Origin of the sequence: Tunturiibacter gelidiferens (genome assembly GCF_051013345.1) — a bacterium.
Taxonomy (GTDB): domain Bacteria; phylum Acidobacteriota; class Terriglobia; order Terriglobales; family Acidobacteriaceae; genus Edaphobacter; species Edaphobacter gelidiferens_A.
Map to the genome: position 1 here is coordinate 4,525,479 of NZ_CP132939.1, position 25,517 is coordinate 4,550,995.

Annotated in this window: 22 protein-coding genes and 1 pseudogene; 12 read left to right on the top strand and 11 right to left on the bottom strand. The window is 56.3% G+C overall.

Translation table 11 applies throughout. The features are described from left to right. Positions 1-186 precede the first annotated feature (186 nt). On the top strand, positions 187-933 hold the full coding sequence (locus tag RBB80_RS22610) for a lipase family protein (RefSeq protein ID WP_433964603.1): 747 nt from the start codon (positions 187-189) through the stop codon (positions 931-933). A gap of 1,796 nt (positions 934-2,729) precedes the next feature. Here the strand turns inward: RBB80_RS22610 and RBB80_RS22615 are convergent. The 5 genes and pseudogenes from RBB80_RS22615 to RBB80_RS22635 form a co-directional block, all read right to left on the bottom strand. Further along, positions 2,730-3,194 (bottom strand): transposase, encoded by a 465-nt coding sequence (locus tag RBB80_RS22615; protein ID WP_433964604.1) that lies wholly within the window; start codon positions 3,192-3,194, stop codon positions 2,730-2,732. A gap of 56 nt (positions 3,195-3,250) precedes the next feature. After that, positions 3,251-3,646, bottom strand: a complete 396-nt coding sequence (locus tag RBB80_RS22620; protein WP_433964605.1) for an IS110 family transposase — start codon at positions 3,644-3,646, stop codon at positions 3,251-3,253. Positions 3,647-3,655: 9 nt separating this feature from the next. After that, a complete protein-coding gene (locus tag RBB80_RS22625; protein ID WP_433964606.1) occupies positions 3,656-3,793 on the bottom strand; it encodes a hypothetical protein in 138 nt (45 codons plus the stop codon). A 274-nt stretch (positions 3,794-4,067) separates the two neighbouring features. Then, on the bottom strand, positions 4,068-4,202 hold the full coding sequence (locus RBB80_RS22630; RefSeq protein WP_433970090.1) for a hypothetical protein: 135 nt from the start codon (positions 4,200-4,202) through the stop codon (positions 4,068-4,070). A gap of 44 nt (positions 4,203-4,246) precedes the next feature. Then, positions 4,247-4,390, bottom strand: a pseudogene (locus RBB80_RS22635) (transposase); the annotation flags it as partial. A 528-nt stretch (positions 4,391-4,918) separates the two neighbouring features. Between RBB80_RS22635 and RBB80_RS22640 the strand changes: the two are divergent. The 3 genes from RBB80_RS22640 to RBB80_RS22650 all read left to right on the top strand — a co-directional run bounded on the left by RBB80_RS22640 (position 4,919) and on the right by RBB80_RS22650 (position 7,783). Next, positions 4,919-5,611, top strand: a complete 693-nt coding sequence (locus tag RBB80_RS22640) for a hypothetical protein (RefSeq protein ID WP_433964607.1) — start codon at positions 4,919-4,921, stop codon at positions 5,609-5,611. Next, entirely contained in the window at positions 5,566-6,741 is a 1,176-nt protein-coding gene (locus RBB80_RS22645; RefSeq protein ID WP_433964608.1) for a hypothetical protein, read from the top strand. Before RBB80_RS22640 ends, RBB80_RS22645 begins: the two co-directional genes overlap by 46 nt. A 736-nt stretch (positions 6,742-7,477) precedes the next feature. Further along, positions 7,478-7,783 carry a hypothetical protein gene (locus RBB80_RS22650; RefSeq protein ID WP_433964609.1) on the top strand — a complete coding sequence of 102 codons (306 nt, stop codon included), beginning with the start codon at positions 7,478-7,480 and terminating at the stop codon, positions 7,781-7,783. A gap of 104 nt (positions 7,784-7,887) precedes the next feature. On the opposite strand, the gene RBB80_RS22655 is transcribed toward RBB80_RS22650, so the two are convergent. The 5 genes from RBB80_RS22655 to RBB80_RS22675 all read right to left on the bottom strand — a co-directional run bounded on the left by RBB80_RS22655 (position 7,888) and on the right by RBB80_RS22675 (position 10,457). Continuing rightward, entirely contained in the window at positions 7,888-8,160 is a 273-nt protein-coding gene (locus RBB80_RS22655; protein ID WP_433969820.1) for a protein NO VEIN domain-containing protein, read from the bottom strand. Then, positions 8,147-8,425: a hypothetical protein gene (locus tag RBB80_RS22660; protein ID WP_433964610.1), complete on the bottom strand. Its 279-nt coding sequence runs from the start codon at positions 8,423-8,425 to the stop codon at positions 8,147-8,149. The genes RBB80_RS22655 and RBB80_RS22660 overlap by 14 nt, the downstream gene beginning before the upstream one ends. 93 nt (positions 8,426-8,518) lie before the next feature. After that, the gene (locus tag RBB80_RS22665; protein ID WP_433964611.1) at positions 8,519-8,938 is read right to left on the bottom strand and encodes a hypothetical protein; all 420 of its coding nucleotides are present in this window, start codon (positions 8,936-8,938) and stop codon (positions 8,519-8,521) included. A gap of 2 nt (positions 8,939-8,940) precedes the next feature. Next, positions 8,941-9,942, bottom strand: coding sequence for a T6SS phospholipase effector Tle1-like catalytic domain-containing protein (locus RBB80_RS22670; RefSeq protein WP_433964612.1), 1,002 nt, complete (start codon positions 9,940-9,942; stop codon positions 8,941-8,943). An 86-nt stretch (positions 9,943-10,028) separates the two neighbouring features. Then, the gene (locus tag RBB80_RS22675) at positions 10,029-10,457 is read right to left on the bottom strand and encodes a hypothetical protein (RefSeq protein ID WP_433964613.1); all 429 of its coding nucleotides are present in this window, start codon (positions 10,455-10,457) and stop codon (positions 10,029-10,031) included. A 460-nt stretch (positions 10,458-10,917) separates the two neighbouring features. On the opposite strand from RBB80_RS22675, the gene RBB80_RS22680 reads away from it, so the two are divergent. After that, positions 10,918-14,841: a hypothetical protein gene (locus RBB80_RS22680; RefSeq protein WP_433964614.1), complete on the top strand. Its 3,924-nt coding sequence runs from the start codon at positions 10,918-10,920 to the stop codon at positions 14,839-14,841. Between the two features lie 997 nt (positions 14,842-15,838). Continuing rightward, the gene (locus RBB80_RS22685; RefSeq protein WP_433964615.1) at positions 15,839-17,062 is read left to right on the top strand and encodes an alkaline phosphatase family protein; all 1,224 of its coding nucleotides are present in this window, start codon (positions 15,839-15,841) and stop codon (positions 17,060-17,062) included. 212 nt (positions 17,063-17,274) lie between these two features. On the opposite strand, the gene RBB80_RS22690 is transcribed toward RBB80_RS22685, so the two are convergent. Then, a complete protein-coding gene (locus RBB80_RS22690) occupies positions 17,275-17,523 on the bottom strand; it encodes a hypothetical protein (protein WP_433964616.1) in 249 nt (82 codons plus the stop codon). On the opposite strand from RBB80_RS22690, the gene RBB80_RS22695 reads away from it, so the two are divergent. The 6 genes from RBB80_RS22695 to RBB80_RS22720 all read left to right on the top strand — a co-directional run bounded on the left by RBB80_RS22695 (position 17,505) and on the right by RBB80_RS22720 (position 25,509). Then, positions 17,505-18,956 carry a hypothetical protein gene (locus RBB80_RS22695; RefSeq protein ID WP_433964617.1) on the top strand — a complete coding sequence of 484 codons (1,452 nt, stop codon included), beginning with the start codon at positions 17,505-17,507 and terminating at the stop codon, positions 18,954-18,956. The genes RBB80_RS22690 and RBB80_RS22695 overlap by 19 nt on opposite strands. Before the next feature lie 317 nt (positions 18,957-19,273). Beyond that, positions 19,274-21,601, top strand: a complete 2,328-nt coding sequence (locus RBB80_RS22700; RefSeq protein ID WP_433964618.1) for a hypothetical protein — start codon at positions 19,274-19,276, stop codon at positions 21,599-21,601. Beyond that, complete coding sequence (locus RBB80_RS22705; protein WP_433964619.1) at positions 21,552-22,334, top strand: chitosanase; 783 nt, start codon at positions 21,552-21,554, stop codon at positions 22,332-22,334. The genes RBB80_RS22700 and RBB80_RS22705 overlap by 50 nt, the downstream gene beginning before the upstream one ends. Before the next feature lie 2 nt (positions 22,335-22,336). Beyond that, complete coding sequence (locus tag RBB80_RS22710; RefSeq protein ID WP_433964620.1) at positions 22,337-22,513, top strand: peptidoglycan-binding domain-containing protein; 177 nt, start codon at positions 22,337-22,339, stop codon at positions 22,511-22,513. An 849-nt stretch (positions 22,514-23,362) separates the two neighbouring features. Further along, positions 23,363-24,349: a hypothetical protein gene (locus RBB80_RS22715; protein ID WP_433964621.1), complete on the top strand. Its 987-nt coding sequence runs from the start codon at positions 23,363-23,365 to the stop codon at positions 24,347-24,349. Next, complete coding sequence (locus tag RBB80_RS22720) at positions 24,262-25,509, top strand: hypothetical protein (protein ID WP_433964622.1); 1,248 nt, start codon at positions 24,262-24,264, stop codon at positions 25,507-25,509. Before RBB80_RS22715 ends, RBB80_RS22720 begins: the two co-directional genes overlap by 88 nt. Positions 25,510-25,517: the final 8 nt, after the last annotated feature.

The window sequence follows — 25,517 nt, forward strand, 5'->3', positions numbered from 1 at the left end:
GATCGTACCGGGCAAGGAGGCTCAATACCTCGCCCCAGCTGCGGATAATCTTTTTTTCCGCCTGCAAAGGACGGATACAACTACTTTGAAATGCCGGGCTACACGCCAAATGAGCCATACCTTCGTGAGGTGGCTCGCGCGGCAGACGCGGCCATGCTCGCTTATGCACGATTCGTAAGGCAGCGAATGAAGATTGACGACTTGAAAGCCATCCTGGACAGGGCCGGCAACCTGCTCATCAAACCCATCGGCGACTGTTTTGTGGACAATGCCAACACCGCGCGCGGATTCTTCGCCGCGAATGACCAACATGGCCTGCTGGCCTTTCGTGGTACCGAAGAAGACAATGCGAACGATAAGCTCACCGATCTTGACGCCGCCATGGTCCCCGAGAACGGGGCTCATGTGCATCAGGGATTCAAGCGATACCTCGATGCAGTCTGGCCGGACGTGAGTCAGTGGGTCGGCGATTGGCGCGAGGGCCATCCAGATGCGCCCATCACCATTACCGGTCACAGCCTGGGAGCCGCGCTTGCAAGCCTCGCGTTTACGCGATTGAAGGATCCGAATACAAGCCTGATCACATTCGGCTGCCCTCGAGTAGGCAACCGCGAGTACTGCAAACAGATCGAAAATGCCGCGCGAAATCAAAAGTGCAATCGGGTTGTCGATGACCTGGATATAGTCACCCACGTGCCCCCTCAGCTCTTCTACGAACAACCCGGAATCGCTCTGCTTTGGCTAAGTGACAAACATGAACTGATCGCAAACCCGCCGCATCCGCCCGACGACTGGCTCGACGTGCTCAAGCTACTGCCCCGATTCGTTACCACGCACTGGTTAGAAAATCTCCCAGATCCTCTTCCTGAGCCTCTTGCGGACCACTCGCCGGTCCGCTATTGTCAATGGATCGGTCAGGCAGCGAAAGTGTAGCTGCATTTGCCTGTCATCTTCACAGATAAATGTCGGTATTCTTTGCGTTGTGTGTTGATAGATCGGCGCTTACACTTCAGGATTGCTTTTGCTTTATTGAGTTTTGAACTTAACCCGCCGGACGTGTGGCCATTCGTTCATAAGAGTCTCTAGGCGAGGCTCCGCAATAGCACGAGGCCCCATAGGCAAATGGATTGTCATGCTGACTCCTGCCTTGATTTTCGTAACTCGATAAAATCCATTATCGCGTTTAGAAAACGTGAACAAGGGTGTGCAATTCCTAGCCGCTGGCCCCTATGCTTTTGGAAAATGGTCCTTTATGTGCTTTTATCATTTACCAACGGGTGCTGTGGTTGAAGTCGTTTTCGCTAACCAGACGACCACGATAAAAGCTATACAGACAAACCCGACAGTCCAAAAGTACGAGTTGCGCAACCATTGCCCCTTATTGCCATAGCCGATGTCGCCCGCGACATAGAGTTTCTCGCCCTTGAGAAAGCGATCCTTCTGATGGAATCCGAGTGCAATCTCGCAGCGAACTAAAAGCTCGCGTCACACCGCGAAGGTCATGAAGTTCGCGGTTGTAGTGAAAACTGGGACCAACGATAGCGATTGACAAAATCGTAAGCGCCCATTTTGAGTGACACGACAAGTCGATATGTCCGCTAGCAATCAGTGTCGCGCCCGCACTGAAGATTCCCAGCATGAGGAGAGTGAGTTTGTATTGTCTGTCCTCAATGTTCGCTAGCTCGGTAGCGTGCTTCTTATAAGCTTCCTGCAGAATTGGCGTCGCTGTCTCATTGGCGTGTGCCGTCATATTAAGCAGGTCTGCTGAGTTGGTCAGCGGCCTTTTCCTCGGCAGTACTTCTTTGTTGGCTGATGGCTCGCTCACTGTATACCCTCCCGTTTTCGATTTGGTCAGCCCCGAATCTGGCCCGCAAAACTCTCAAAATGACGGAGACAAAGGTCTGGCGTTGAATACGGGCACTTGAGAGACTCCCCGGAATCGCCCCGTGCTCTTGGTGATATCACCAGGCCGCCCTCTATCATGTTGCGCCCCCGGTTTGCGTAATGAGCATACACCGAGGCGGTATAGTCGCGCCGCTTGGTCGCTGGATTCGCCGGTTCGGCTTTATGCCTGCTATGGTGGCGTTGCCTCTAGCCTCTGCTCTTTCGGATTGATGTGTCTGATAAATTCTGTTATCAAACACATTAACTATTACAAACAGGGCGGGGGCGATGTCGGATAGTTTGACGATCCCTGGGCCAGAAATGCTACCGGCATTGCCTCCGGTGCTCTCGGGCTCACACACAGTCACGCCAGCTCCCGTGCCGAAGCCAGGGTTTTCAGTCATTTCAATTCCTTAGGGAAAAACACCTAAGATCTGCGCCCCTCGATAAAATACATTATCGCGTTTAGATAACGCGGGTATCCGCTCGGTAAACCGGCAAGTGAACGGTAGCGTTTCATTTCCCTGCCATGTAGCGATATCGAGGACGATTTTGCGGCGGAATTGCTCGCCATCTATAACCGTTTCGAGAAGCGGACGCTGAAATAGATTGCCTCGCGCCTCCGTGCGCCTGTCGCATGGCGCGGGCACCGAGAATCAAACCAAACGAGACCTAATAACAATGGAAATATCAGAATTCTTGCGCCAGATCGAATATGCAGCGACGGAAACACTGCGCTTGGTATGGTCAGAACACACGCAGGTAACCTGGCTTTCAAATGCTCAACTGCCCACGCTCGGGGAGTTGCTCAAAGCCAAGTAACGGGAGATTGAATCGATAGGCCATCAAACCTCTTTATGGAAGATGTGCCCCCAACATAGCAGACGACTGTCGGAACCTCGGCATAGGAGCTTTGTCCTTCTTACTGATCGTGACACCTCTTCTATGATCGCCTCCTTGACAATTATCGCGAGCTTACGAGCCGTCGCCACCTTGGCGACGGTGAAGTGCTTCTGATGGCAACGGTGCAGATATTCTTTTCGCAATTCAGGATCAAACCGTACCGCGATGTTGGCCGCTTCCACCAGAAGAAATCGCAAGAGCCGGTTGCCTTGTTTGCTGATCCCACCCATCCGCTGCTTTGCTCTGGATGAATGCTCTCGAGGGGCCAATCCCAGGTAGCTGGCGACCTGCTTGCCACGTGGAAAGCGATGGACATCTCCCAGGGTCAGCACAAAGGCAAGGGCTGTTACTGCACCTACTCCTGGCTGACTCATCAGGAGAGGCACACCTGGATAGCCTTTGGCCACTCGCGTCACTGCCTCGTTGAGGCTATCGAGTTGAGCATCCAACATCGCCAGTAAGTTTAGTAAGTCCTTCCTGCGTCGATCTTTCCATGGCTCCAGCGGTACGCGAGCGCCGCCCGGCCCTCCGTGCTCCACAGCTTCTGCTTTTTCTGCATTCCCTGATTCAGCATGAGGTGCTGCAATTCGTTCTTGACCCGAGTACGTATCTGCACCAGTTTGTGACGGTGTATCAGCAATTGGCGATGATCCCGCATCTCGGCGTCTGGTATCCAGATCCGTGGAAACCTTCCTTCCACCAGCAGCTGCAGTATGTGTTTTGCATCTCGACGATCCGTTTTCTGCTTCCGCACGTAGCTGGCACGAATTTGCGCCGCGTCCCCGACACAGACCTCGTGACCCAACTTCTGCAACAGCTGCACGAACCACTGATCATTTCCTACGGTTTCAATGCCCACAATCGCGGGCTAAGCCAGCTTCCGATAGAAGCCTTCGGCTTCTCCGCTCGTGTGCATCAGCTTGTGTTCTTCGGTTGCTCCAGTCTCGGTATCGAGCATGGCGATTTGTTGAAAGCTAGGATGAAAATCACAACCTACTATGATCATCGGACCTCCTCCTCCCGCTGACCATGGTCTCTAAACCAAACACAGTCTACCGGGAGCGGCTTGAGTCTTCGCCCTTATCTAATCAGCCTGTTTTGTGGAGAGGTGTCTCCTGGCCATGATGAGATACGCACGTACCTGTCCTTCGAAACCCCTCGGCAGTGTAAGGGCCATTTGAGCAAACAGGCTTCAGGTGCGCCGTTTTGACTGTTCTTTCATCCTTACTTGTCCGGTGCAGACGTCGGTGGGAGAACTTGATGTTGATCGTTACGCTTGCCTACGCAGCAACTGGCTCTTGGACTGCCCGATAGTCTTGGCCACTCGACAGCACCGCCCATGCGATCCGTGCCAGCTTGTTGGCTGCCGCGACGATGAGCACGTTGCGTGGGGCTCTGGCTTCAAGAGCCGTCATCCATGACCCCATGGGAACTCGGTCTCGCTTGCAGCGTAAGACCATGGCGCGTGCTCCATGAATGAGGATCTGCGTAAGTAGCGATTGCCTCGCTTACTGATGCCGTAGAGCTTTGCCTTGCCGCGGGTCGAGTACTGCTTCGGCACCAGTCTCATCCAGGCGGCGAACTCTCGCCCCTTGTGGAACGCAGCTCCGGAACATGCCTCCAGGCCGATCAGCACGGCCTGCAGGTTCGCTGTGAAAATAATCAGCTGCCTCTGGGTGAACTTCTTCTTCAGCAGCACCTTGCCGTTATCGCCCAGCGCCACCAGGTGAAAGGTCGTCTTACCAAGATCAATCCCTACCGAATGAATAGTTGCCGAGTCCGAACGGTTACTCACGGGTATCTGTTTGGATACCGCGCGGGGGCAGGACGCGCAGCAGCCAGATCGGGGGCGCGATCGCTGACTCGTATCCGATTGTAAATACAGGAACGAAGTCGAGCCCCGGAATCTTTTCGAGCGGGGCCACTGTTTGGCACCTCGCATGCGTTATCAAGGGGCATCGCAGGCAGCGACCAAAGGCAGTTCGGGCTCCACTGCAAGGGAGGAGAGTCACATGCCGGTCCATACACATCGCACTCCACAGAAACCACGTCGATCCACAGCTGGCCTTTACGGTTCGCGTCCTCTCCAGAATCCGCCTGAATTGGGTAATAAAGCAGGGTCATCTTCTTTGTGGCAAAGAATAGGTGGTTTTCTAAAAAAATCGTCCGTTATTTTCCTAACCCTCTGTATGATGTTTGGCCTGCTCGGGGCCGTTACGCGCGTAGTTTCCCCGAGTACATCGTCACAGTTCAACAATTTGAAATTTCTCCCGCCGTTTCAAGCACACTCTCGATTACTGGCAAGGGAGCTTCTGATATGGTCATTGATTTCTTAAATAGAACTGGGACCGATGGCTCAAGCTTCGAAGGATCGGATTATTACTTATACGATCGTCACGGTACCCAGCCTGTTGCGCTGAAAGGGACGATCAAGATTCCCGTCGAGAATTCTTATGGAATCGAAGTAAACGGGATCTCGTTGGATAATCTTCGTAAGTTGTACGACCGAATCAGGTATCAGCAATGGATCATTAGCGGTGATATTGTTTCTTCTCCGGATGGCGTCATTGCGAAGATCCGGCTTGATCGCGACGGGTCAGCGAAATCATGGCAAACAGATCCCGTTCCGCACCCCATCGCTTCTAAACTGGTGGAGAATGCGACTGCTTTGATGCTTGCCGAAGAAAACCCTGAGCTATTAGGAAGAGCATATTTGAAGCAGCGTCAGTATACGGAGAAGCAACGTCAGTATACGAACGCAGCGCAAGTGTTCCAGCAATGGGCGCTCCGTTCTCCCCGGACTGGAAACCTTTTTACTATCTAAGCCTAGCCTATGACTATGCTGGGGAAGAACAGGAAGCGAGCAATCTCGCACGGTGGTCCGAGAACATCATGAAAGATCCGCGGAATGCAAAAGATGACGAACCTTTGAACAGAGGCCTCATCGACCCCGCGACTGTATCGGGCCTGGCTGAAGTTACACAGACAGTGTGGGAAACACGAGACGCTTTGAGAATCGACACTTTATCTAAACCCGAGAAATTAAAAACATTGAAGACAGTGCAGAATGCCGCAGAGAAGTTTAAGGGTCTTTCCAGTCGCAACCCTAAGGATCCGACTTACAAAATTCAACACGCGAAGGCTCTGGACCAAGAGGCAGCGCTTGAGGCGAGCCTAAGTTTTTCTGGCGAGGCCTATAAGCATCAACAAGAAGCCGTTCATCTTCTCGGAGAAGTGGCTCAAACGATGCCGAACAATGGCGGGCTGCATGAACAAAACGGCATCTTAATGCAGCACCTGGTGACAATCGCGCAAAAGGAAGGAAAAGCACCACAATTTATACAAAATGTGCGGAATGCTGAGATCCTTGAGTTCACCAAGGCTCTTGAATTGCAACCTACGAACCTTTCTCCATTATGGGCGGTAGTGTATGCGCTGCTCGAATCTAATCGAACTGAGGAAGCGGTAACCCTATCGAGGACCATCACGTTATTGCAGCCAGAATCTACCGCCGCGCACGCGGCATATATAGTGAGTCTCGAACATGCAATGAAGGAGACCGGGAGGAATGCAGAACAAGAAAAGGATCTCGAAGGCCACTTAAAACCAGTTCTCGAGAATCCGAATAAGTCCGAAGTGCAGGCAAATGCGCATAAGTCCGAAGTGCAGGCACTGTTATACAGTTTCGTGGATGCAGCAGACCTAAAGAGCCTGCTCGCGACGCTGCAGATGTGCCGCGAGCTGGCCAAGGCAAGTCCACAAGAGCATCTGCCGGATGTAGCCCTGACGCTGAACGCCCTGGGGGACCGATATCGGACGAATCCTATCCAATACCAACCGGTCTACCTCGCGGTTGACATCGCGCCACAAGTCGTCAGTAATTACGCATGGAACAGCAAATGCAGCATGAGGATTGTTCGCCCAACGAAATGTATTGATGCCACGAAGGCATAGGTAACTCTCTCGTCTTGCGGCGCCAGTCGTGCCCAGCGGCACATTGCGAGAGAACAACCATTTGGCCGGTTATCCCACTGTCCGCGTCCGGCTCGTGGAAGGATTTCCAGCAACAGTGGCTTCCAAAGGGTGAAAGAACATACACTCTGCGCAGAAAGCAGATTCCCTTCGGGAATGGCAGAAAGAAAAGTGAGCTGGTGGGGGGATGAAGGATTCGTTTCCCACATCTGACGCGATGACACTGCGTGAGATATGGGCACACCCGACTTCGAGGCTTGGGTCTGAATATCCTGCGAAGGACCCCACCCATGACGCTGCGCGTCATGAACGGGGCACCCGGCTTCGGGGGAATCTGCGGGGCGGAACATTCCGGGAAGGCGGCCGAGAGCGTCTGATTGCGGCGATTAGGTTGAGGTAAACTTTGGTCCTGATTTTTTGATGCGGCTGCCGGCGCCATTCTCGCTTTGGCCGAAGTCGAAGTGGACTAGAAGTGACGCTCAAGTGGAGACGGGCGCGCATTAGAGCGGCCAGAGTAAATGAGGGAACATGCGTTCCATCATTTACCTGGATTTCGATATTCAAATCCAATCCACGGAGAGCGGGTATCGAAGCCGTGTGCTGAAGTGTCCGGCTGGAGAAGCCAGCGGCTGCGGATTGGGAGGCTCTTTCAGAGCCCGATTTCTGGAACGAGGACTTCCGACTGAACATCACGACTTTCCGACTGGCCGTCAAGAATGTGCTAGAACGCGATCCTGATACAGCGATCGCAGCTCTGCTCGATTGGCTGAAGGACACCATGAAGTTGGAATCGTCTTCCCATTCCGAGGCGACCGTCAGCGATGTGGCCTGCGGCATTCTTTATCACAGCGCGTCGCGCTGGCTCGCGCGAATCCCCGACATTCGGAATGTGCGGTACTTGCTCATCAGGATCGCTCGCCAGCATCAAAACGGCGAATTCATCTCCAGGAGTGTACTCACAGCAGTTGCTGAAATCCATGCAGCCTCCGGTGTCGGCCAGTTGATGTACAGCGTCGCGCCATAACAGACGAGATTGGACCATCGTTGCGACGGATAGGGCGCAACCTAGTTCAAGTAGAACCAAGATCGCGATTTGAATAAAACGCATACCCGATAAGATAACGTGGCTTAGAAGCTTTCCAAAAGCAATAAAACTTGGCTTGGAGAGGAGATGGTTCGTAGGGCTGAGAATCCGGTGGTGGGGTGCAGAAAGCGCATCTTGCCACCTGATATAACAGGTTTTCGCTTGCCCCTGACAATCACGGAGTGAACGATGAACAGAGCGCTGTTTTTGTTGTCCTGTGCATGCTTCACTTCGCGCGGAGTGAGTGAGATAGCTTTTCCCGAATCCTGCATACCCTTTACTTCTACAAATACCTCTGTTCCGTCAATAACGCAGATATTTCATCGACACTCTGATAATCTGCGGCAGATGCTCGGTTCCTGGAGATTGTCGTTCGGCATCGGCTCTTATGACCCCAAGACGTGAATTGAGGGGCCGCTCGTATGTCGCCGTCAACGCTTCACGAAACGTGAGGTCGTCAGTCGTAATATTCTGGTTGAGCCGAGTCCAGTAGTAGATGTGGCTGGGCGTAAGCACCCTTTTGGACCATCCTGTTCTGCCGGTTCCAGCACGTCGCAACCCCTGCTGCCATGTTCGAATCATTCAGTTTTACTGCAGTGTGAAAAAGAGGTCCGGTATCGAAGAATGCTTTGCGGCGCGTTGCGAGACTCGAGGTTTGCTGCGGCGCTCATGTTCTTACTTTAGAGCGTGGACGCACCAGCGAGCGCAGCCAGTGAGGAACAGGGCGGTAAGACCGAGGGCTAGAATGGCGGAGGCTTGGCGGCGGATGTTCCCGGGCGGTAGACTCCGTAGTTTTCTTTTAAGCTTTTCGAAGATGTTCGCGTGGCGCTGCGGGAATGACGATTCGCTGAAATCTTCGACACAGTTGCGCTCGAGATTCTTAGGCTGGTAGCCCGGGCTGGCGGCGAGACGGTGGCGCAGACTGGGGTGGATGAGCGAGCCGTCTGGGATCTCGCGACTATGCGGCCACGGCGTGAAGCGCCATCTTTTTTTGCCCGTTTCGTCGAAATACTTATGAGGAAAAGCTTCGAGTGGCGCCCACTTGAGGGTGAGTGAGCTATGCAGGCAGTTTAGGCTTGTGGGCGCCTTGTTCATCTCTACGAGCCCAGGATAGTGAGGTGAGGGATTGCCGAAGATGGCGTCGCGCTTTTCGTCATTGATCTGGAGGCCGTCGTCTTCAGCATCGCCGAGGATCCATTTGAGGGCGTCCATGGCGGGGTAAGATTGGGTCTGCTTGTAACTCCCCCGACGTCGGAGTGGACGCCGGCAAACCAGGCCTGAACGATGTTCTGGTGGTGGTCTTCTGGGTCCGCATAGTTCTCAACGAGTACCGGGGTAGAGGGCGGGCTGAGCGGATCGCCGAGCAGATTGGCCTGGAAAAAGCAGCGGCGCTCGTCGACCGAGACTGCGTGACGCGCCTTGCGCACAATGGAGTTCTGGCCGTCGTAAAGGAGCTTCACAGGGTCGTAGAGGCCGCCGACGGAGGAGACGGTGTCCCAGATGCCCATGAAGTGAATGGGGACGGTGCGGGAGAAGGTCTCGCGAAAGCCATCCGATATGGCGTCTGTCTTGATCTGCTTCCGGTCATCCTTGTTGAAGGCGTCGCGGCTCCGTGCGGAGTACATGTCGAGCAGGTAAGGCAGGTGGCCCTCGTTGCCTTTGCAGAGCAGGCCATAGACGCGTAAAGCGCCGGCGAGGGCGCGGACGGTGTAGGCTCCGCGCGAGAAGCCGAACAGATAGATGTGGTCACCGTCGGCATGGTGGTCCATCAGGAACCGGTAAGCGTCAGCCATGTTGTCGGTGAAGCCCATGCCGAAGGCTAGGCCGCCTACCATGGAGGCTTTTCTGCCTAGCCAGCTTGTGTGGCGTGGGTCGCCCATAGTCCCCACACCGGGATGGTAGTAGCACCGCTGCGCGGCGTTATCTTTTAGGCATGTGTAGAGCTTGACTACGTTGGAGTTGTCGTCCCCATATTTGTTGCCAGTGCCGTCGCAGCATAGAACGATGTTTTTGGGAGATTTCGCGGGGGGAGTTGCTCCATAATGCCTCCGGATATCGATGTCAGCCAGCGTAACGCCGGCGGTCTGGTGTGGTGTCAATGGTAGTGCCGAAAACGCACGAAGCGTTTCACTTGGTGTCTACTTTGAAACCGGCAAGGCGTTGCCGCAATGATCGAGACTCAAAACTAGGCAAAGAAGGAGACGGAGATAGTTAGGAGTTTCATTGTAGTTACAGGAAGAGCTCCACGGATCGAATCCGAATTCAGTGCTAAACCCGATATTTCTCCACTGGAATGCCCGGCCACTTCTGTATCAGTTGAGATGAGACAAACTGGAATGAGAGGAACTCGCCACGGCACAAGGAAAGAAGCATACGACAAAGAAGATCGTGCGTCGGTAAAAGTGATACTGATGGATGCTTCGCTGAAGATCTCGTAAGAGTTGTGCAACCTAGCATCCGTCGCGTGGCATTCAATCAATGCACCCATTTGCTGATTGCCGAGGAGATGACCTTGCGCGAGCTGCGCAAGGCCCGCCAGATAAGCAAGGTCGAAATGGCGAAGGTTCTCGGACTGAAGCAGGAGCAGGTGTCCGCAGCGAATGTATGCGTTCATTCTTCCAGTTCGACACGATAGCGACTCGATAACTCTGTGCTCCTGCCTCTACGACTCACTACCGGCGAGATCAATGACTTTACCAAGAAAGCCGACCGGCCAGCATCAACGACGTGCAACCGCAGTATTGGAAGTCCTCGGGGTGTATCTCGCGGATGCCGTGTAACGAACCTACTGATCCGCCCCTTACAAAAACATAGAAACGGTATACGAATCTCTGACACCATATATCGTGAATCCGCGCATGAAGGCGACGAGGTTCCAAGCCTACAGGCTTAGAAAATCTCGACCACGTTGTTGTTCTCATGATGCAGAGCCACTCGGCTAAGCTCTGCTGCACCAAGTGATAAAACGATTCTCATAAAGATCTTGCTGTCTTTACCCTCAGGTCTCGCAACCATTTGGGTCTCGTACAAGATATTCTTCGCAGGCACATTGGGATACGAGCGGGTTGACTGAGATGAACAAAGGACTAGGTGCCACCTTCAGCGCGATGCTCCTGGCTGGGTTTCTGTTCCAGTCCAAGCCCGGCAGTACTCCGCCTACCAGCCAGCTGCATACCACCTCCTCGCAGTCCGAGGCAAAGGCGGTAACCGGCGAAGGTCCCTGGATCGCCTCCTGCCAATACTGGGCCGCAGCCCGGACAATAAAGCCGTCTGACCGGGAGAAATCCCCCGATTTTCATCTGAAGCTGGACATCACTGGTTCCACGATCAAGTCATACGCCACCGGATCAGCGGATGCACCTGCGAGTGCTTGCACGGGCGATCCCACCGGCTGGGGCCTGCCCGGTTTGCGACCCGGCGTCGCTCCCGATATCCGTTTCATCATCGCCACCGTCCCCGATCCCGTCCACACCCACCTCGCCCTCGACTTCGATCGCGCGGTCGACGCAATTCTGCTTGCCGCAGCAGACAATCAATACCTCAACAGTTACTATTGGCTGCCTTGGCGAAATCGCAACCCCTCTTCCACCACGGAGCCAACGGGTTCAGCGACCACGGAGGACAACAATAAACGCGAGAAGCAGCCAGGCCTCATCATCCTGCGTTACGAACCCGCAGCTAACGATAGCGAGTCCGAACTTCCACAATCCGGCTACTATCGCGTCATCTATCTTTTTCTCGTCGGCGAGACGCCGGCTCTCGGTATTAACGGTGACCAGCTTCAGAATGCATTCCAATACGTGAAGAAGCTGCAGGACCTGTGCAGTAAACCCCCGTATTCATGCAAGCCATTGCAGCACGGTACGTCTATCATCGGTCCCCTGTTCTCCGGTTCGGCCGCCTCATTGCATCGCGGTATCGAGACAGGCAAGGTCCAGTCACAACTAGCCAAGGTTGACATATCCGGCATCACAGGTACCGATATAGCTTCAAGGGAGCTCGGGCAGGATGCGGTTTACCGTTCCTTTGGTGAGAACACCGGGTATGAGTCAAGGCGTTTACTGCAGTCGCTCATGCAGTCAGGCTACGATCCTGCCCGGATTGCCATTCTTTCCGAAGAGAACACAGTCTTTGCTGGTGCCGTCGAACGATCGGTGAGCGACAATTCGGACGGAAATCATAAGTGGAAAAACATCCTTCGTCTACGCTTTTCCCGTGACTTGTCGGTGCTCCGAAACGCCCAGACGAGCCAGACCAGCCCATCCTCCGCACCATCTTCTCCTCCGAGCCCTTACCTCAATCTCTCCCTCAAGGACGCCGAGGGCGATGACACCGTTCCGGACTTCTCCCTCAGCCAGAGCCCGCTCTCCTTGGAGGCGCAGCTCATGGCCATCGCCCATCAGTTGCAGCGGGCACGCTCGCAGTTCGTCTTCATCTCGGCGACCAGTGTCCTGGACGACATCTTCCTCGCTCAGTTTCTGCATCGCGCCTGCCCCGACGCCAGGCTGGTCTTCTTCAGTGGCGACGATTTGCTCTTTGAGCGCGACGTGGACAACGCCCCCTACGTTGGCTCCATTACCGTCACTCCCTATCTCCTAACTTCGCTGCGAATGACCGGGGATGATCAACGACTCCACCCCGACCACCGCTCGGAGGGACTCTACAACGCGGCTAGCTACACCTTCTGGTCCATGAAAGACGACAAGGAAAAGGCCGCCTTGCCGAAGCTCATGGGATATGAATCCTATCCGAATCAATGGAAATCCCGAGCCCTGAGCATTCCCCTTTGGTCCACGGTCCTCGGCACCGATGGCTATTACCCGATGGGTATTCTAGATTGGCGTGCGAGCGACAATGAAAATATCTTGCCGTCTTTCGGATCAGCGAAAGCTTGCGTGGTCGCGCCGTGGAACCACGTCCCTGCATCCATCGGCAGGAACTCCGGTATCTCTCCGACCCTCACTTGGATGCTTCTCGATGGATTCATCATCATCCTCTGCTGCGTGCATGGCGTTCTCCTCCTCTCCGCAGAATACTGGTCGCCCCTCACCCGCGATCTCGCGATACGACAGAACGACGAGCCTTTCCGGCGGGCGGTCTCTCTCAACATCGGCGCTGCCGTTCTTGTTGCCATGGCATACGTTATGGCCTACCCTGTCTTCCGCATCGGACAGTATTACCCCCGCGCCTTTGGTTTCAGGTGGGAGATATGCTTGACCGGTCTTGGCGCCGTATTCGCTCTCGTCGTTACTCTCTTCAGAACCGGCCCCTACCTCTTTCAGAGGAAACGTTATGAATACGTTCTGTTCAACACGATTGCTGCACTCTCACTAACCGTCATCGTCGTGGGCTGGAGACACATCTGCATCAACGATTCTCCGGCAGGCTCTCATTCCTATGCTGGCCTCTTCTTCAGTTACCGCTGCCTCAATCCCCTCAACGGTGTCTGCCCCATGGTCCCAATCCTCCTGCTTCTCTTTAGCTGGTACCTTTGGGCCATCTGCAAGACAGCACGCCTCCGCTTCTCCACCTTGAGCAGGCCTCGGCTCCCTGGCAGCTTTGTGCCGGATAAGCATGCCGACACTCCCTTTCCACTCAAGACAACCCGCCGCTCTTCCGCCCTGAGCAGACTTCGGCTTCCCAGTTTTGGACCGTCCAACCAAGCTCACACTCCATTTCCACTCTTTATCGCCGACGACACGCTTGCTGAATGCTCGTTGCCAACCGACGCCTGTCTCTTTCAAAACATTACGTGCATGTTCATCACCCGTGAGATCCTTCGTCGCTTCCTAAGGAAGGTGCCCCCGATATGGCTGAACTCCATCCTTCTGATCTTGTATCTCGCCCTCTTCTCCATGTGCGTTCTGGTCAGTCACGTCTATAGCGTGGACCGCTTTCTCTTCAATCCGCTCCCTTCGCGGTTTGGCAAATTCCTCTTCTCCTTGCCCACTCCCACGCCCTACGAATTTCTCATTACCGCTCTTTTCTTCCCGCTCATTATGATCGCGCTTTCCTGCTGGCTCCGAGCCATTCTCATCTGGGGCGCTCTCAACAGGCATCTGCTTGAGCCCCTTGAACGTTATCCCATCCGATTTGCTTTCTGCCGCCACAAAGGCGGCAGCTGGGTCAGCATGCTCAATGAAAGTGGGCTCTTCATCCGCTGGCGCGACATGAGCCGGACCACGGAGTCCATTCGCCAACTTCTCAACCACCGCGATCTTCGAGTGAAATATCCCAAGGTGCGGCCTATGCTGTCATCCGATTACGTTAAACTTAATCATCGGATCAGCACCCTGTATCAGCGGCTACGCCAGGGCCACGTCCAACAGCCCTCAACAAACAACCCGCCATCGCCGCCGCCACGACCGTCCTTGAACCTATTTATGCACCCGAGAGGCCATTGGGATATTCCTCCGGACGGCGGCGACATCTTTCTCATCTACTCCATCGAGAGGCGCTACGCCAAGTTCTGCCAAGATGTCATTCGCTTCATCCTCGCTCCCCACTGGGATAGCATGCGAACCGGTTTCGTCGAGGAAGTTGAATCCGCCGCCGCTTCAAAGACCGGATCCGCAACTGAAAAACCGGACTTCATTCATCTCGCCGAGGAACTGATTGTCACCCGCTACATAGCCCTCATCCGCGCCGTTCTTGTCAACATCCGCTACTTGCTCTTGTTCGTCTCCGCATCCTTTGTGTTGGCCCTGGTCGCTTGGAACTCCTACCCCTTCCAGCCCCGGGCCTTTATCGACTGGTGCTTCACGGTCTTGCTGGCGCTAATCACCTTCGGGTTCATCGCCATCTTCGCTCAAATGCACCGTAACCCCATCCTCAGTCGAATCACCGACACCGCACCCAATGAACTAGGTGCTGCTTTCTACGTCCGCATCATCACTTTTGGCGCCGTCCCCGTACTTACCTGGCTTGCCTACCAGTTCCCGGAGATAGGAGGAAGTCTGTTCAGAATCTTCCAACCCGGCCTCCAGGTGATGAAGTAGTTAGACTGGTTGGCTCCCTTTCACACGATGGACAGCCTGACCGTGGCTGACAGTAGGTGCGTCGGGTGCCTCGAAGGATACACCCCATCTAGTCACGAACGACATCGCAGGAAGATCTGAGGACCGACCCGGCTCCCCGCTCATAGTAAGCAGGACAGCCGCTCTAACCCTAAGCCCTAATCGAACAATGAGTTTTGACTGAACGTTGAAAGGCCTCTAAGGCCAACAACATGGCCCAACCCGCGAATCAGGCGGTGAGTCCCGCTAGTCCGTCGCAGGCGATTCCTCCAAGACCCAATCCTCCTTCACCTAAATCCAACTCCTCCACGGGGTGCGAGCGGGAGTGTGGCGGGGGAGTACGCGACCCTCAACATCAGCAGCGGAAAAACGTGCCGGAGTGAAGGGCGATGTGACGCCGAATTAAGCGGGAAGTGATTCCTCATCCGTAACCGATCTGTCGAAGGATTTAGGGCAAATGAAGTCTCTAAATCTGCCAATGAGCTGGCCTAAAGAGACTGCTGCGGAGTGGCATAAGGTAGCCGGAGATCCATGTTTTTGGTAGGGTGGATCTTTTCACTGCTTGGTTGGACGCTTACAGCAGTTGCAACGACTCTCAGTGCGCCGTTCTGGTTCGACACCTTGAACCAATTCAAGGTAGTACGATCGACGATCGAACCAAGGGAAAAGATCGATGTGGAAGGATCGAAAGACTCGAAGAAACAAATATTAATCAATCCATCTAAAGCATAACCCGTTCTGCGGTAGATTATTCGTGAGTCAGTTTCTCAATTTTGACGCTGAATCGAATTTGCTCGCACCGACTCTCGACTTTGTGTTGATTTGCGGTAAGACTTGGCTGGTAGCAAAAGGTTCGACTTTCGTCATTATTAAATTTAGCGCAAATTACACTCCCAGCGCTGTGGGCCATATCATTAGAAATCAAATGCGAGTATGTCCGTAGCTGTGTCGATCCTACTTGCCTGTGGAGGGCTGATTCATGCTGAACAGAACACTTCCCGGAATTAAGCAGCTACAGCACGTCGTCGTCCTCATGATGGAGAACCGCTCCTTCGACCATATGCTCGGAGCCCTTCACAGCGATAACCCTGCCATCGACGGCCTCACCGGTAACGAGTTCAACCTCGACACGACCGGCGAACCGGTCAAAGCCGCGCCCGACGCTGAGTTCCAGAGCCAGCTCGATCCCGACCCCGATCATCACTTCCCGGCCGTCGACCTGCAGATATTCGGCGGAGTCACCACAGCTCAGAATCCCAACCGGCAGCCAAATATGCAGGGCTTCGTGCAGAGCTACTTCAACCAGCAGCATAACGTCGGCCACTCTCACGAGATCATGAACTACTTCACCGCCGAGAAGCTTCCTGTGCTCTCCACGCTGGCGAAGCAATACGCCGTCTTCAACCGCTGGTTCTCTTCCATCCCCGGCCCAACACTCTGCAATCGCGCCTTCGCTCACTACGGCACCTCGTTCGGCCAGGTAAGCATGGATGTCTTCTATTGGAACAAGCAATACAAGAGCGTCTACGAACGCCTTGCAGCTGCAGGCTATTCAACCAGGCTTTACTACTACGACCAGGCCAGCTCATCGCTCGAGGTAGTCAACCTTCTCCAGAACCAGCCGGAGCTCTTCGGCACGTTCCAGGACTTCGAGGATGCATGCAGCCGCAACAATCTTCCCCAGTACAGCTTCATTGAGCCGAACTACACCGATCACGACGCCCCCGACGGCACCGGCGAACTCATCGCCTGCGACCAGCATCCGGACCACGACGTCCGCGCCGGAGAACAGTTCATCGCCACCGTCTACAGCGCAATTCGCAGCAATCCAAAGCTCTGGCCGAACACTGCAATCCTCATCGTCTACGACGAGCACGGCGGCATATACGATCACGTTCCTCCGCCATCCTGCATGCCCGATGGCTTCGTCGCGCAGCCTGCCGCAACCGGCACACCCGACCCCTTCCACTTCGACCGTCTTGGCATCCGCGTGCCCGCCGTCCTTATCTCGCCATGGATTGCGCCCGGCACGGTCATTAGCGAAGTCTTTGAACACGCTTCAATCCCCGGCACACTTACCGATTTCTTCATCGGCGCCTACGAGAATCGCTCCCCTCGTGAGATTGCATCCAATACCTTCCTTGGATACCTCAATCAGCCCACAATGCGCGCAGACGCCGACTGCCCGACGTTCAAAAAATAGCTTTGGAGACATTCGATGGAACCGATTCCTATACCCAGCGTACCCAGCGAGGCATTCAACAAAAACCGCCGCATCTCCGATCTCGTCCGCAAACAGGTCGAGCACTTCAAGCACATCGAAGAGAAGCTTCCCGCGGATGTTCGCGCGAAGCTTCCTCAAGATGAGATCGTAACCGAAGCCGATGCCGCCCGCTATATCGCACCGATAACCAGCTATCTTCTCTCGCGGCCGCGGCCCAAACCGGTGGCGAAGAAAGTCGTTGCGATCAAACCCCCTGCCCCGGTCCGCACCGGTAAATCTCTTGCTCTTGCAGCTGCCGCGGCTCCGACCCTGAAGAAATCTGCGGCAAAGAAAAAATCTGTTCCAAAGAAAGAAACGGTCAAGGCAAAAAAATCACCATCAGTCAAAGCAAAAGCCAAAAAGTCCTCTCCAAAAGAAAAAAATGAAGCTCTCCCCTGCACTCTCGTCTCTGTTGTTTCTTGCTGCGCTTCCAGTCTTTGCGCAAAACGAGAACCGCGTCCAGCGCGACTTCCGCGTCGAAGGCGAATCCCTGAAGGCCTGCGGCAAGTTCAACTTCGGCAGTCTCATCGACTGCGGCCAGACTCTCGTCATGGGCCAACCGATGCATATCACGGTGGGCGGCCTCGCTCCACAAGACGGTCAAGCCTTCGGTCTCGCGTTCGTCGAACACAAGAACTTCGCCAACGAGTTGAGGACCACGTACGACATCGATGGCCAGGCTACTCTCAACGGCTCATGGCGTGCCGGCGGATACATGAAGGCCTACCGGCTTCCCGGCGGACTGCACTACAGCGTCGCCCCACTCTTCAACTTCTACTCGCAAAGCATCTCGCTCACTCGCGTCGACTACTACGGCCTCGGCCCGGACACCACGCCGCTGACCCACACAACCTACGGCTTCTCCGAAAACATCACGGGAGCAAGCGCCGCCATTCCCTTCACCGGAGCACTCAGCAAGACAAGGCTTGCCGTGACAGCCGAGCTCAACGGACGCTTCCCCTCAGTCCGCCCCGGAACCGACTCCTCCATTCCATCGATCGGAGTGTTCTTCAATGAATCGACCGCTCCCGGTCTGACTCACCAGCCTTCCTACTTCCAGGCATCCCAGGGTCTCCACTTTGGCCCGGGACTGTTCAAGGATCGCCTCCGCCTCGACTACGTGCTCCAGCTCCAGGAGTATGTCGCACCCAACAACAGCCAGTACTCCTTCCGCCGCTGGAACGGCGATTTCAACCACGAGATTCCGCTCTATGCCTTCTTACCGAAGAAACTTGGACAGAAGTACTATCAGAATCGTGCCGGCGCGCTTGTCTACAACGGCCCCGACGACTGCAGCGGGTCGAATGCGAATCGAAACATCTCGGTGACACGAGCCGCAGCCGCCAAACCCGATCCAGCTGTCCCATGCCCGATCGTCTCCACCGCCGAGAAACTCGAAGGATCGATCACTCTGCGCGCCTTCCTCTCCGAGTCGATTGCAGACCGTGGAAGTGTCGTGCCCTTCTACTTCTCGCCCACCATCGGCGGCTCCGACATCAATGGCAACGCGATGCTGGCCAGCTATCCCGACTACCGCTTCCGCGGACCCGACCTTCTGCTCTTCCGCGGCACCTTCGAACACTCCATTGGAAAACTTCCCATCGGCGGATTCTTCTCCGTCGATGAAGGAAAGATCGCCCTGCGCCGCGACGACATCAGCCTCGATCACCTTCGCCACAGCTTCGGTGCCGGCCTGACCGTCCGCGCCGGGGTCTGCCGGTCTTCTATCTCCTCTTCGCGTGGGGTGGCAACGAAGGGAGTCACACTACCGCCACCATCAGTCCTACTCTCCTGGGAGACTCGGCGAGGCCATCTCTCTTTTAGCAAGTGGTAAGCGATTTCGAACCGTACGACGGTAAACCACCCCGGCCTCAAACGAAATTATTGACGTGCAGGACTCATTCCCCTAGCATCAGCTTGGACCGAGCGCCTCCTAGAAGCTGTTCTGTTTGTTAACGGGTCAGATACCGCTGTACTTCATCTCGAATCTAAGTCTGTTGTTCACCCGATCTCTATCTACCTCGAAGACCCACAACTCTGCTTCGTTCCGTTGAGAGATCGCGTAACGACTTCTGTAGCTCGGTCACTACTGGATGCCCTCGTGCCCTAGAACGCGAGTGGGTTGGAGTTGATTTGCACAGGGGGTTCTTGATGCGCCGTTGTTTCCTCGCCGCCGCGTTGCTCACCATTGATTTTCTTCTTTCGGCCGCACCACTAACAGGGCAGGCCGCTCCCGCCGCCTCGCAGGGTCCTGCAGAACAAGCCGTGAACTTCAGTCCGGCGCGTGTGCCGCGCGGAAAATCCTTCAGAATCACTTTTACCGTCCCCCCACCCGGCGATCCGCAGGTCTCCGTCTGCCTCGCTGGACAGTTGATCGCGGCGCAGAAAGGAGATGGTCACGGCACGTACGATGTGGTCGTCCCCGACTCGCCTCCAGATAAGGCTCACCCGAAGCCAACACCCTGTGACGCTCACAAGAACCCGCCCAAAGATCCAATTCCCCTCGGCACATACAACTTTAGCGTCTCGTATAACGGACAGTGGTTTACCGTGAGAGATCCGATCAACGTCGTTAAGACAGACCAGCAGCCTCCGATTCTGCGCGAAGTTCAACCTGAGCAGATCTCGCACGAGCCGGGAAAGGAAGTTCTAACGATCCTGGGCAGCAACTTCATCATCGATCCGGCGGAGGACAATACGATCCTCGTGGGTGGCAGTCCAGTCCAGGTCGGCGGCCCTTCCGTTCCCGTCGGCGCCAATCCAATCTCGGTCAAGTGGGATGGATGTCCAACGAGCGCGACCAACGGGACTGACCAGATCGAAGGTCTTCACGGGCAGGTGAAATCTTCGGAAGAAATCGACCTTTGCGGTGTGAAGCTGCCCTCTGAGATTGAAACGAACCTGCTGATCCGGCAGGGCGAGCTTGTCAGCAACGTCATCAAGCTGCGCGTCGTCGCTTGGGCGGACTCTTCCGTCTTTGGGTTCAGCTTCTTTGTCCCAATCGCCGCCGTCGCCTTGGTCGTCTTTCTCGCCTCGTTTCTTCCGGCCTACAAGGTTCACAAGACCTCCTACGGGATGTTCACCATCCTGTTTCTCGATCCCGAGACGAACACATACAGCCTGTCGAAATACCAGTTCTATCTCTGGACCCTGGCCGCGCTCTTCTCTTACACCTACTTTGCCCTGAGCCGCGTCCTGATCCAGAATGGTTCCCTTCCGGACGTTCCCAGCTCACTGCCGGGAATCATCGCGATTGCAGCCGGCACTGCCATCGGCTCCCAAGTGGTCACCGCAGTCCGAGGGCCCAAGGGCAGCGGGCAGGAGCTACCGAGCCTCGGAGACTTCGTCACCAGTGGGGGAGTCGCCGCGCCCGAGCGCGTGCAAATGTTCGTCTGGACCAATCTCGGCGTGCTTGCCTTTTGCCTGGTCACCCTGCACTCGCCGCCCTGGCAGATTTCAGAGCTACCTCGTATTCAAGAAGGCCTGATGTACCTGATGGGCATCAGTTCCGCCGGCTATCTCGGCGGAAAACTCGCCCGGAAGCCTGGTCCAGTGATCAGTGAAATCTCCGTCTCCCCCGCCTCACCCGGACCGATCCCTCCGGAAGGCGCGACCGCTCCAACCGCCGGTGCTCGACCTTCCGCCTCGGCGCCCGCTCTGGCCTCTCTCGCCCAGCCCATCACCGCAGCGCAGCAGGCGAATCGCTACATTCAGCTCGCCATCTCGCCCATCACCGCCGCGTCGGCGCCCGCAGCCTTCACGGCCGCGCAGACCGCGCTCCAGGCCCTCCGGACAGGCATCACCGCAGCCACCACCGGTGGCCTTGGCATGCTTTCTATCCTCGCCGACAGCGCATCCGCCGCCGATGCCGCATCGCAATCGGCTGCTGCGGAGTTCGCGCAGGTTTTCGCCGTGTCGGACTCCGATCCACGTCTCGAGACTCTGCGCGTCCTCGCAGAGCAGGCGCAACTCGCAGCGGCTGCGGCCCAGGATCTCGCGACCGGAGTCTCACTCGCAACCGCGGTCGCTCAGGCCCCTGCCCCCAGCCGGACCCGGGCCCCACCGCTCCCGCCATGCGTGTCATCGAACTTCGTGGACGCAATCTCTCGGTCAATGCAACCTTCGAGATCAACGGGGAAGATCTTCCCTTCCGCATGCTCACCAAAGTTGGAGAATCCCGCGCGCCGAAGATCGTCGCCCCCGAAGACGACGCCAATCAGCCGACGCTTGCACGCGAACTACGCCTCTCCATCTATCCAGCGTCGCTCGACGACACAGACAAGAAGTCCTATGAAAGCTGGTTCAACCCGGGCGCGTCCTCACTCAAGTTCACTATCACCAACCCGGACGGGCAGCAGTCGCAGACGACCCTCACCTTTCCGCCAGGAGAAAAGCAGACCCGCAGTACCAGCAACTCAGGAGCAGCGGCATGAATCCCTTGCAGAAACAAACCTGCATCGCCATCGTGAACATCTTTGAGAGCGGCTCACTCACCGGCAACTACGGCGCCGTCGGTGGGCTCAAGAACGACAAGGGACACCTCTCCTATGGCAGGAGTCAGGTCTCTCTCATGAGCGGCAATCTCTTCCTCCTCATCAAGGCCTACTGCGAAGCGCCCGACGCCCAGTTCGCCCAGGAACTCAGCCCCTTCCTCGGACGACTCGGCAACAAGGACATCACCCTCGATCAGGATCTCACCATAAGAAACATCCTGCGGCAGGCCGGCAACGATCCCGCCATGAAGCGTATCCAGGATGACTACTTCGACCGTAACTTCTTTCAGCCTGCGCTCGCCGCTGCTCAGCACGCTAATCTACAGCAGCCGCTCTCCCAAACCATTGCCTACGACACGCACATCCAAGGCGGATGGCAGGCGTGTTCCATGGCCGTGAATGCAGCTGTCGGCCCCATCGGGGCAAACATCCCGGAAGAGACTTGGATCACGCGTTACCTTGAAGTAAGAACCGAGTATCTCAAGCGGCACGCTCCCCAGACGACCTATCGGCCCGAGGCCTTTGGCAAACTGGTATCCGCAGGAACGTGGACGCTCGACCTTCCCATCGCTCTACGCGGCATCACCATCACGGCGCAAAGCTTCGGCACACCCGCACCCGAGCCGAGCATCCCACTTCCCCCATCCCCGATCCGGAGGTCGACAGCCTTCCGCTGCTTCGCCCCCTCGTTCCGTATATGCGCGGACCGGATGTCCTAAGCGTGCAGAAGCTCCTCAATAACGTAGGCATGAAGAACTCCGAAGATCAGATCTACGGGCCCTTCACGCAAACCCTCGTCAGCGCCTTTCAGAAACGCATGGCACTCAAGCCCGACGCCATCGTAGGCCCGCAGACCTGGGCCGCCCTGAAGACGAACCAGCCCGCCGCTGCAGTCTAAGCTTGATGCACGGTCTCAAGATTTCAACATCCGGGCCACCCTCGAACTTTCTCGAAGTACAGTTCCCCACATCTTTTGAGTACGTCTTCGCGAGATTACGAATTCCCTTCGAGGAGGCTGTGATGAAGCTGAGAATCACGCGATTTAGAGCCTGATTGATGCGTGAGAAGCTTAGGTGCCTACAAGGCCAAGATGACTTGGGCTCGTACAAGATTTTTCTGATGGCCACGGCAATCGCCCTATAGTTCTCCGAATGGATCTGCAGCCAAGAATGACAGCCCTTGCTCCGCCGCAACCCAACCACAATCGCCGCCAGAATTGGCGGGCGATGATGCCACATCACCGAGCAGGATCGTCAGAACTGGCTTCAGAAGTTTTAAAGGGATTTCTCGCGCGGAGATGATTCCGAAAGGATCCACAATCGGGCAAGGAAATGATCTTCACCCAGAATGCTAATACACAGGGGCTTCTGTCCCATGCCCCCGTGCTCCATACCCTACGTGATAAACCGGATTATCACGCGGCACCCCCATTAACTTGGTGGGCCGCATTGTTTGAGGGCGAGATTTGAAATCGTCTCTGTGTCGCGTGACACACTTTGAAAGCCTTGTGCCAGCACGTGTTCGAGCAGTTGCGAAAAGAGCGTCCGGCCGAAATGCATCCACTATTGTCTGCCGCACGAAGCGTCCACTCAGAAAGGCCATTTCCGCCCTCCTCCGTTCCAATCGTTCCCGTCCGGACCATGGCATATCTGCTCGATTCAGCACCGTTTACCTGGGCCTGGGAAATAGCCGGACCGTGAAACGATTCACTTGTTGGGATCACTATCCCTATGAAGGAGAACTAACAATGCCCGGTGCCTGGCAACCTCTGAAGAACAAGCCGAATGTCAACATCGACGCGACGCTGCTTCTGACCGACGGCGCCGTCCTGTGTCACGAATACCTGACCTCGAACTGGTTCCGGCTGGCGCCAGACGACCGCTCGGACTATGCGAACGGAACTTGGACTCCGCTCAGCCCCATGCCGAACAATGCGCCGGTAAGCCAGAACGGACCCGCCAATGCGCCGTTGTATTTCGCGTCCGCTGTTCTGCGCGACGGGACCGTGTTTTGCGCCGGCGGCGAGGACAACGGTGTCTATAATGGCGTCGATCTGTTGGCCGCCGAGATCTATGACCCGACGGACGACACCTGGACACCGATCGCGACGCCGCCGAAGTGGACCAACATTGGCGACGGCGCCTCCTGCGTGCTGCCGGATGGGCGCCTGCTCCTGGGTTGCGCCAATACCAACTTCGACGCCAACGCGACGGCGATCTGGGACCCGGAATCGGGCCGTTGGTCGGCCGGCGGCGACGGTCTCGATTCCGATTCCGAGGAGGGCTGGACGCTGCTTCCAGACGGCACCGTGCTGGCGGTTCAATGCAGCAGCATCCCCGACGCGCAGAAATATGTGATCGCAACCAACAGTTGGGTCAGCGCCGGCGTGATCCCCGTTACCCTGCCGCAGGCTCCCGGAGCCGGCTTTGTGCCGGAGATGGGACCGCAAATTTTGCTGCCGGACGGGCGCGTCTTCGCCATCGGGGCCACCGGTCATACCGGACTCTACACGCCCCCACGACGACGCCGACCGATCCTGGGACCTGGGCCGCCGGCCCTGATTTCCCCGTCGATTCGCACGGCAATCTCAAAGCCGCGCTCGACGCGCCGGCCTGCTTGCTGCCCAATGGCAACGTCTTGTGCTGCGTGGGGGCGATCGCCCTCTCGGGCGGCGATGCCGGCTTCTCCACGCCGGCAGAGTTCTACGAATTTGACCCGATCAGCGGAACCCTAATTCCAGCCCCGGCGCCAGCGATCGCCGGGATCAGCCCGACGTATAACTGCCGACTGCTGATCCTGCCGACCGGGCAGGCGCTTCTCTCGGCGTGTTCCGACGGCGGTGCCAGCTTCGACATGGCGATCTATACGCCCTCTGGCGGCCCGCGTAACGCGTGGCGCCCAGAAATCACACATGTGCCGCACCGCTTGCATCCAGGCCAAACCTATCGCCTGCACGGGCGCCAGCTCAACGGCCTGTCGCAAGCCTGCGCCTATGGCGACGATCAGCAGATGGCGACCAACTATCCTCTGTTGCGCCTCTGGGGTCCCAATCATGTCGGCGCCGTCTATTGCCGCACCTTCGACCACTCGACCATGGGCGTCGCCACCGGCCAGACGATTCATCACACGCACTTCGCCGTGCCGGATCATCTGCCGCCCGGCGAGTATCGCCTCACCGTCATTGCCAACGGCATCTCCTCGCATCCAGTCGACGTCCGCGTCGAGCGCCGCTGGCATCACAGCCACGATCACGATCATGATCATGACGAGGAGATCGTCGAGTTCGACCACGAGGAATCAAAGTACAAGGACAAGGACGCCAAGGAGGCCAAGGAGAAGGAGAAGGACTTCAAGGATGTTAAAGAGAAGGACACCAAGGAGTTCAAGGATAAAGACAAGGACTGCAAGGAATGCGAGGAAAAGCCCTGCAAAGAGAAGGATCACAAGGAATGCGAACACAAGGGTTGCAAGGAAAAGGAGTGCCACGAGCACATGCACTATGCGCATCACGAAAAACGGCACGAGCTGGGCGAACTGATGCACCAGGTCGGCCGCATCGCCGAGCGCCTCGAACACATTGAAGGCGAGCTGCACCGCCGGCCGTTCATTCGCGGCGAGGAGCGGCCCAGCGTTGGGGAGCGCGCCCTGCACCACGAAGAGTCCGAGCGGCATGAGCATGAACAACACGAGGAAGAGCGCCGCTTGCATGCCGAAGAGCATCGCCGGATGGAGCAGCAGCGGCTTCAAGAGGAAGAGCGCCGCCGTCGCGAAGAGGAGCGTCACGGCGCCGAAGCCCGGAGCGCGGAACCAGCGCCCAGAGCGCCCGAAAATCCAGCCGCAAAGCACGAATCCGGCCAGGGCCGGCGAGGGCCGGGCGGGACGAAGAAGCGCTGATCGCGGCT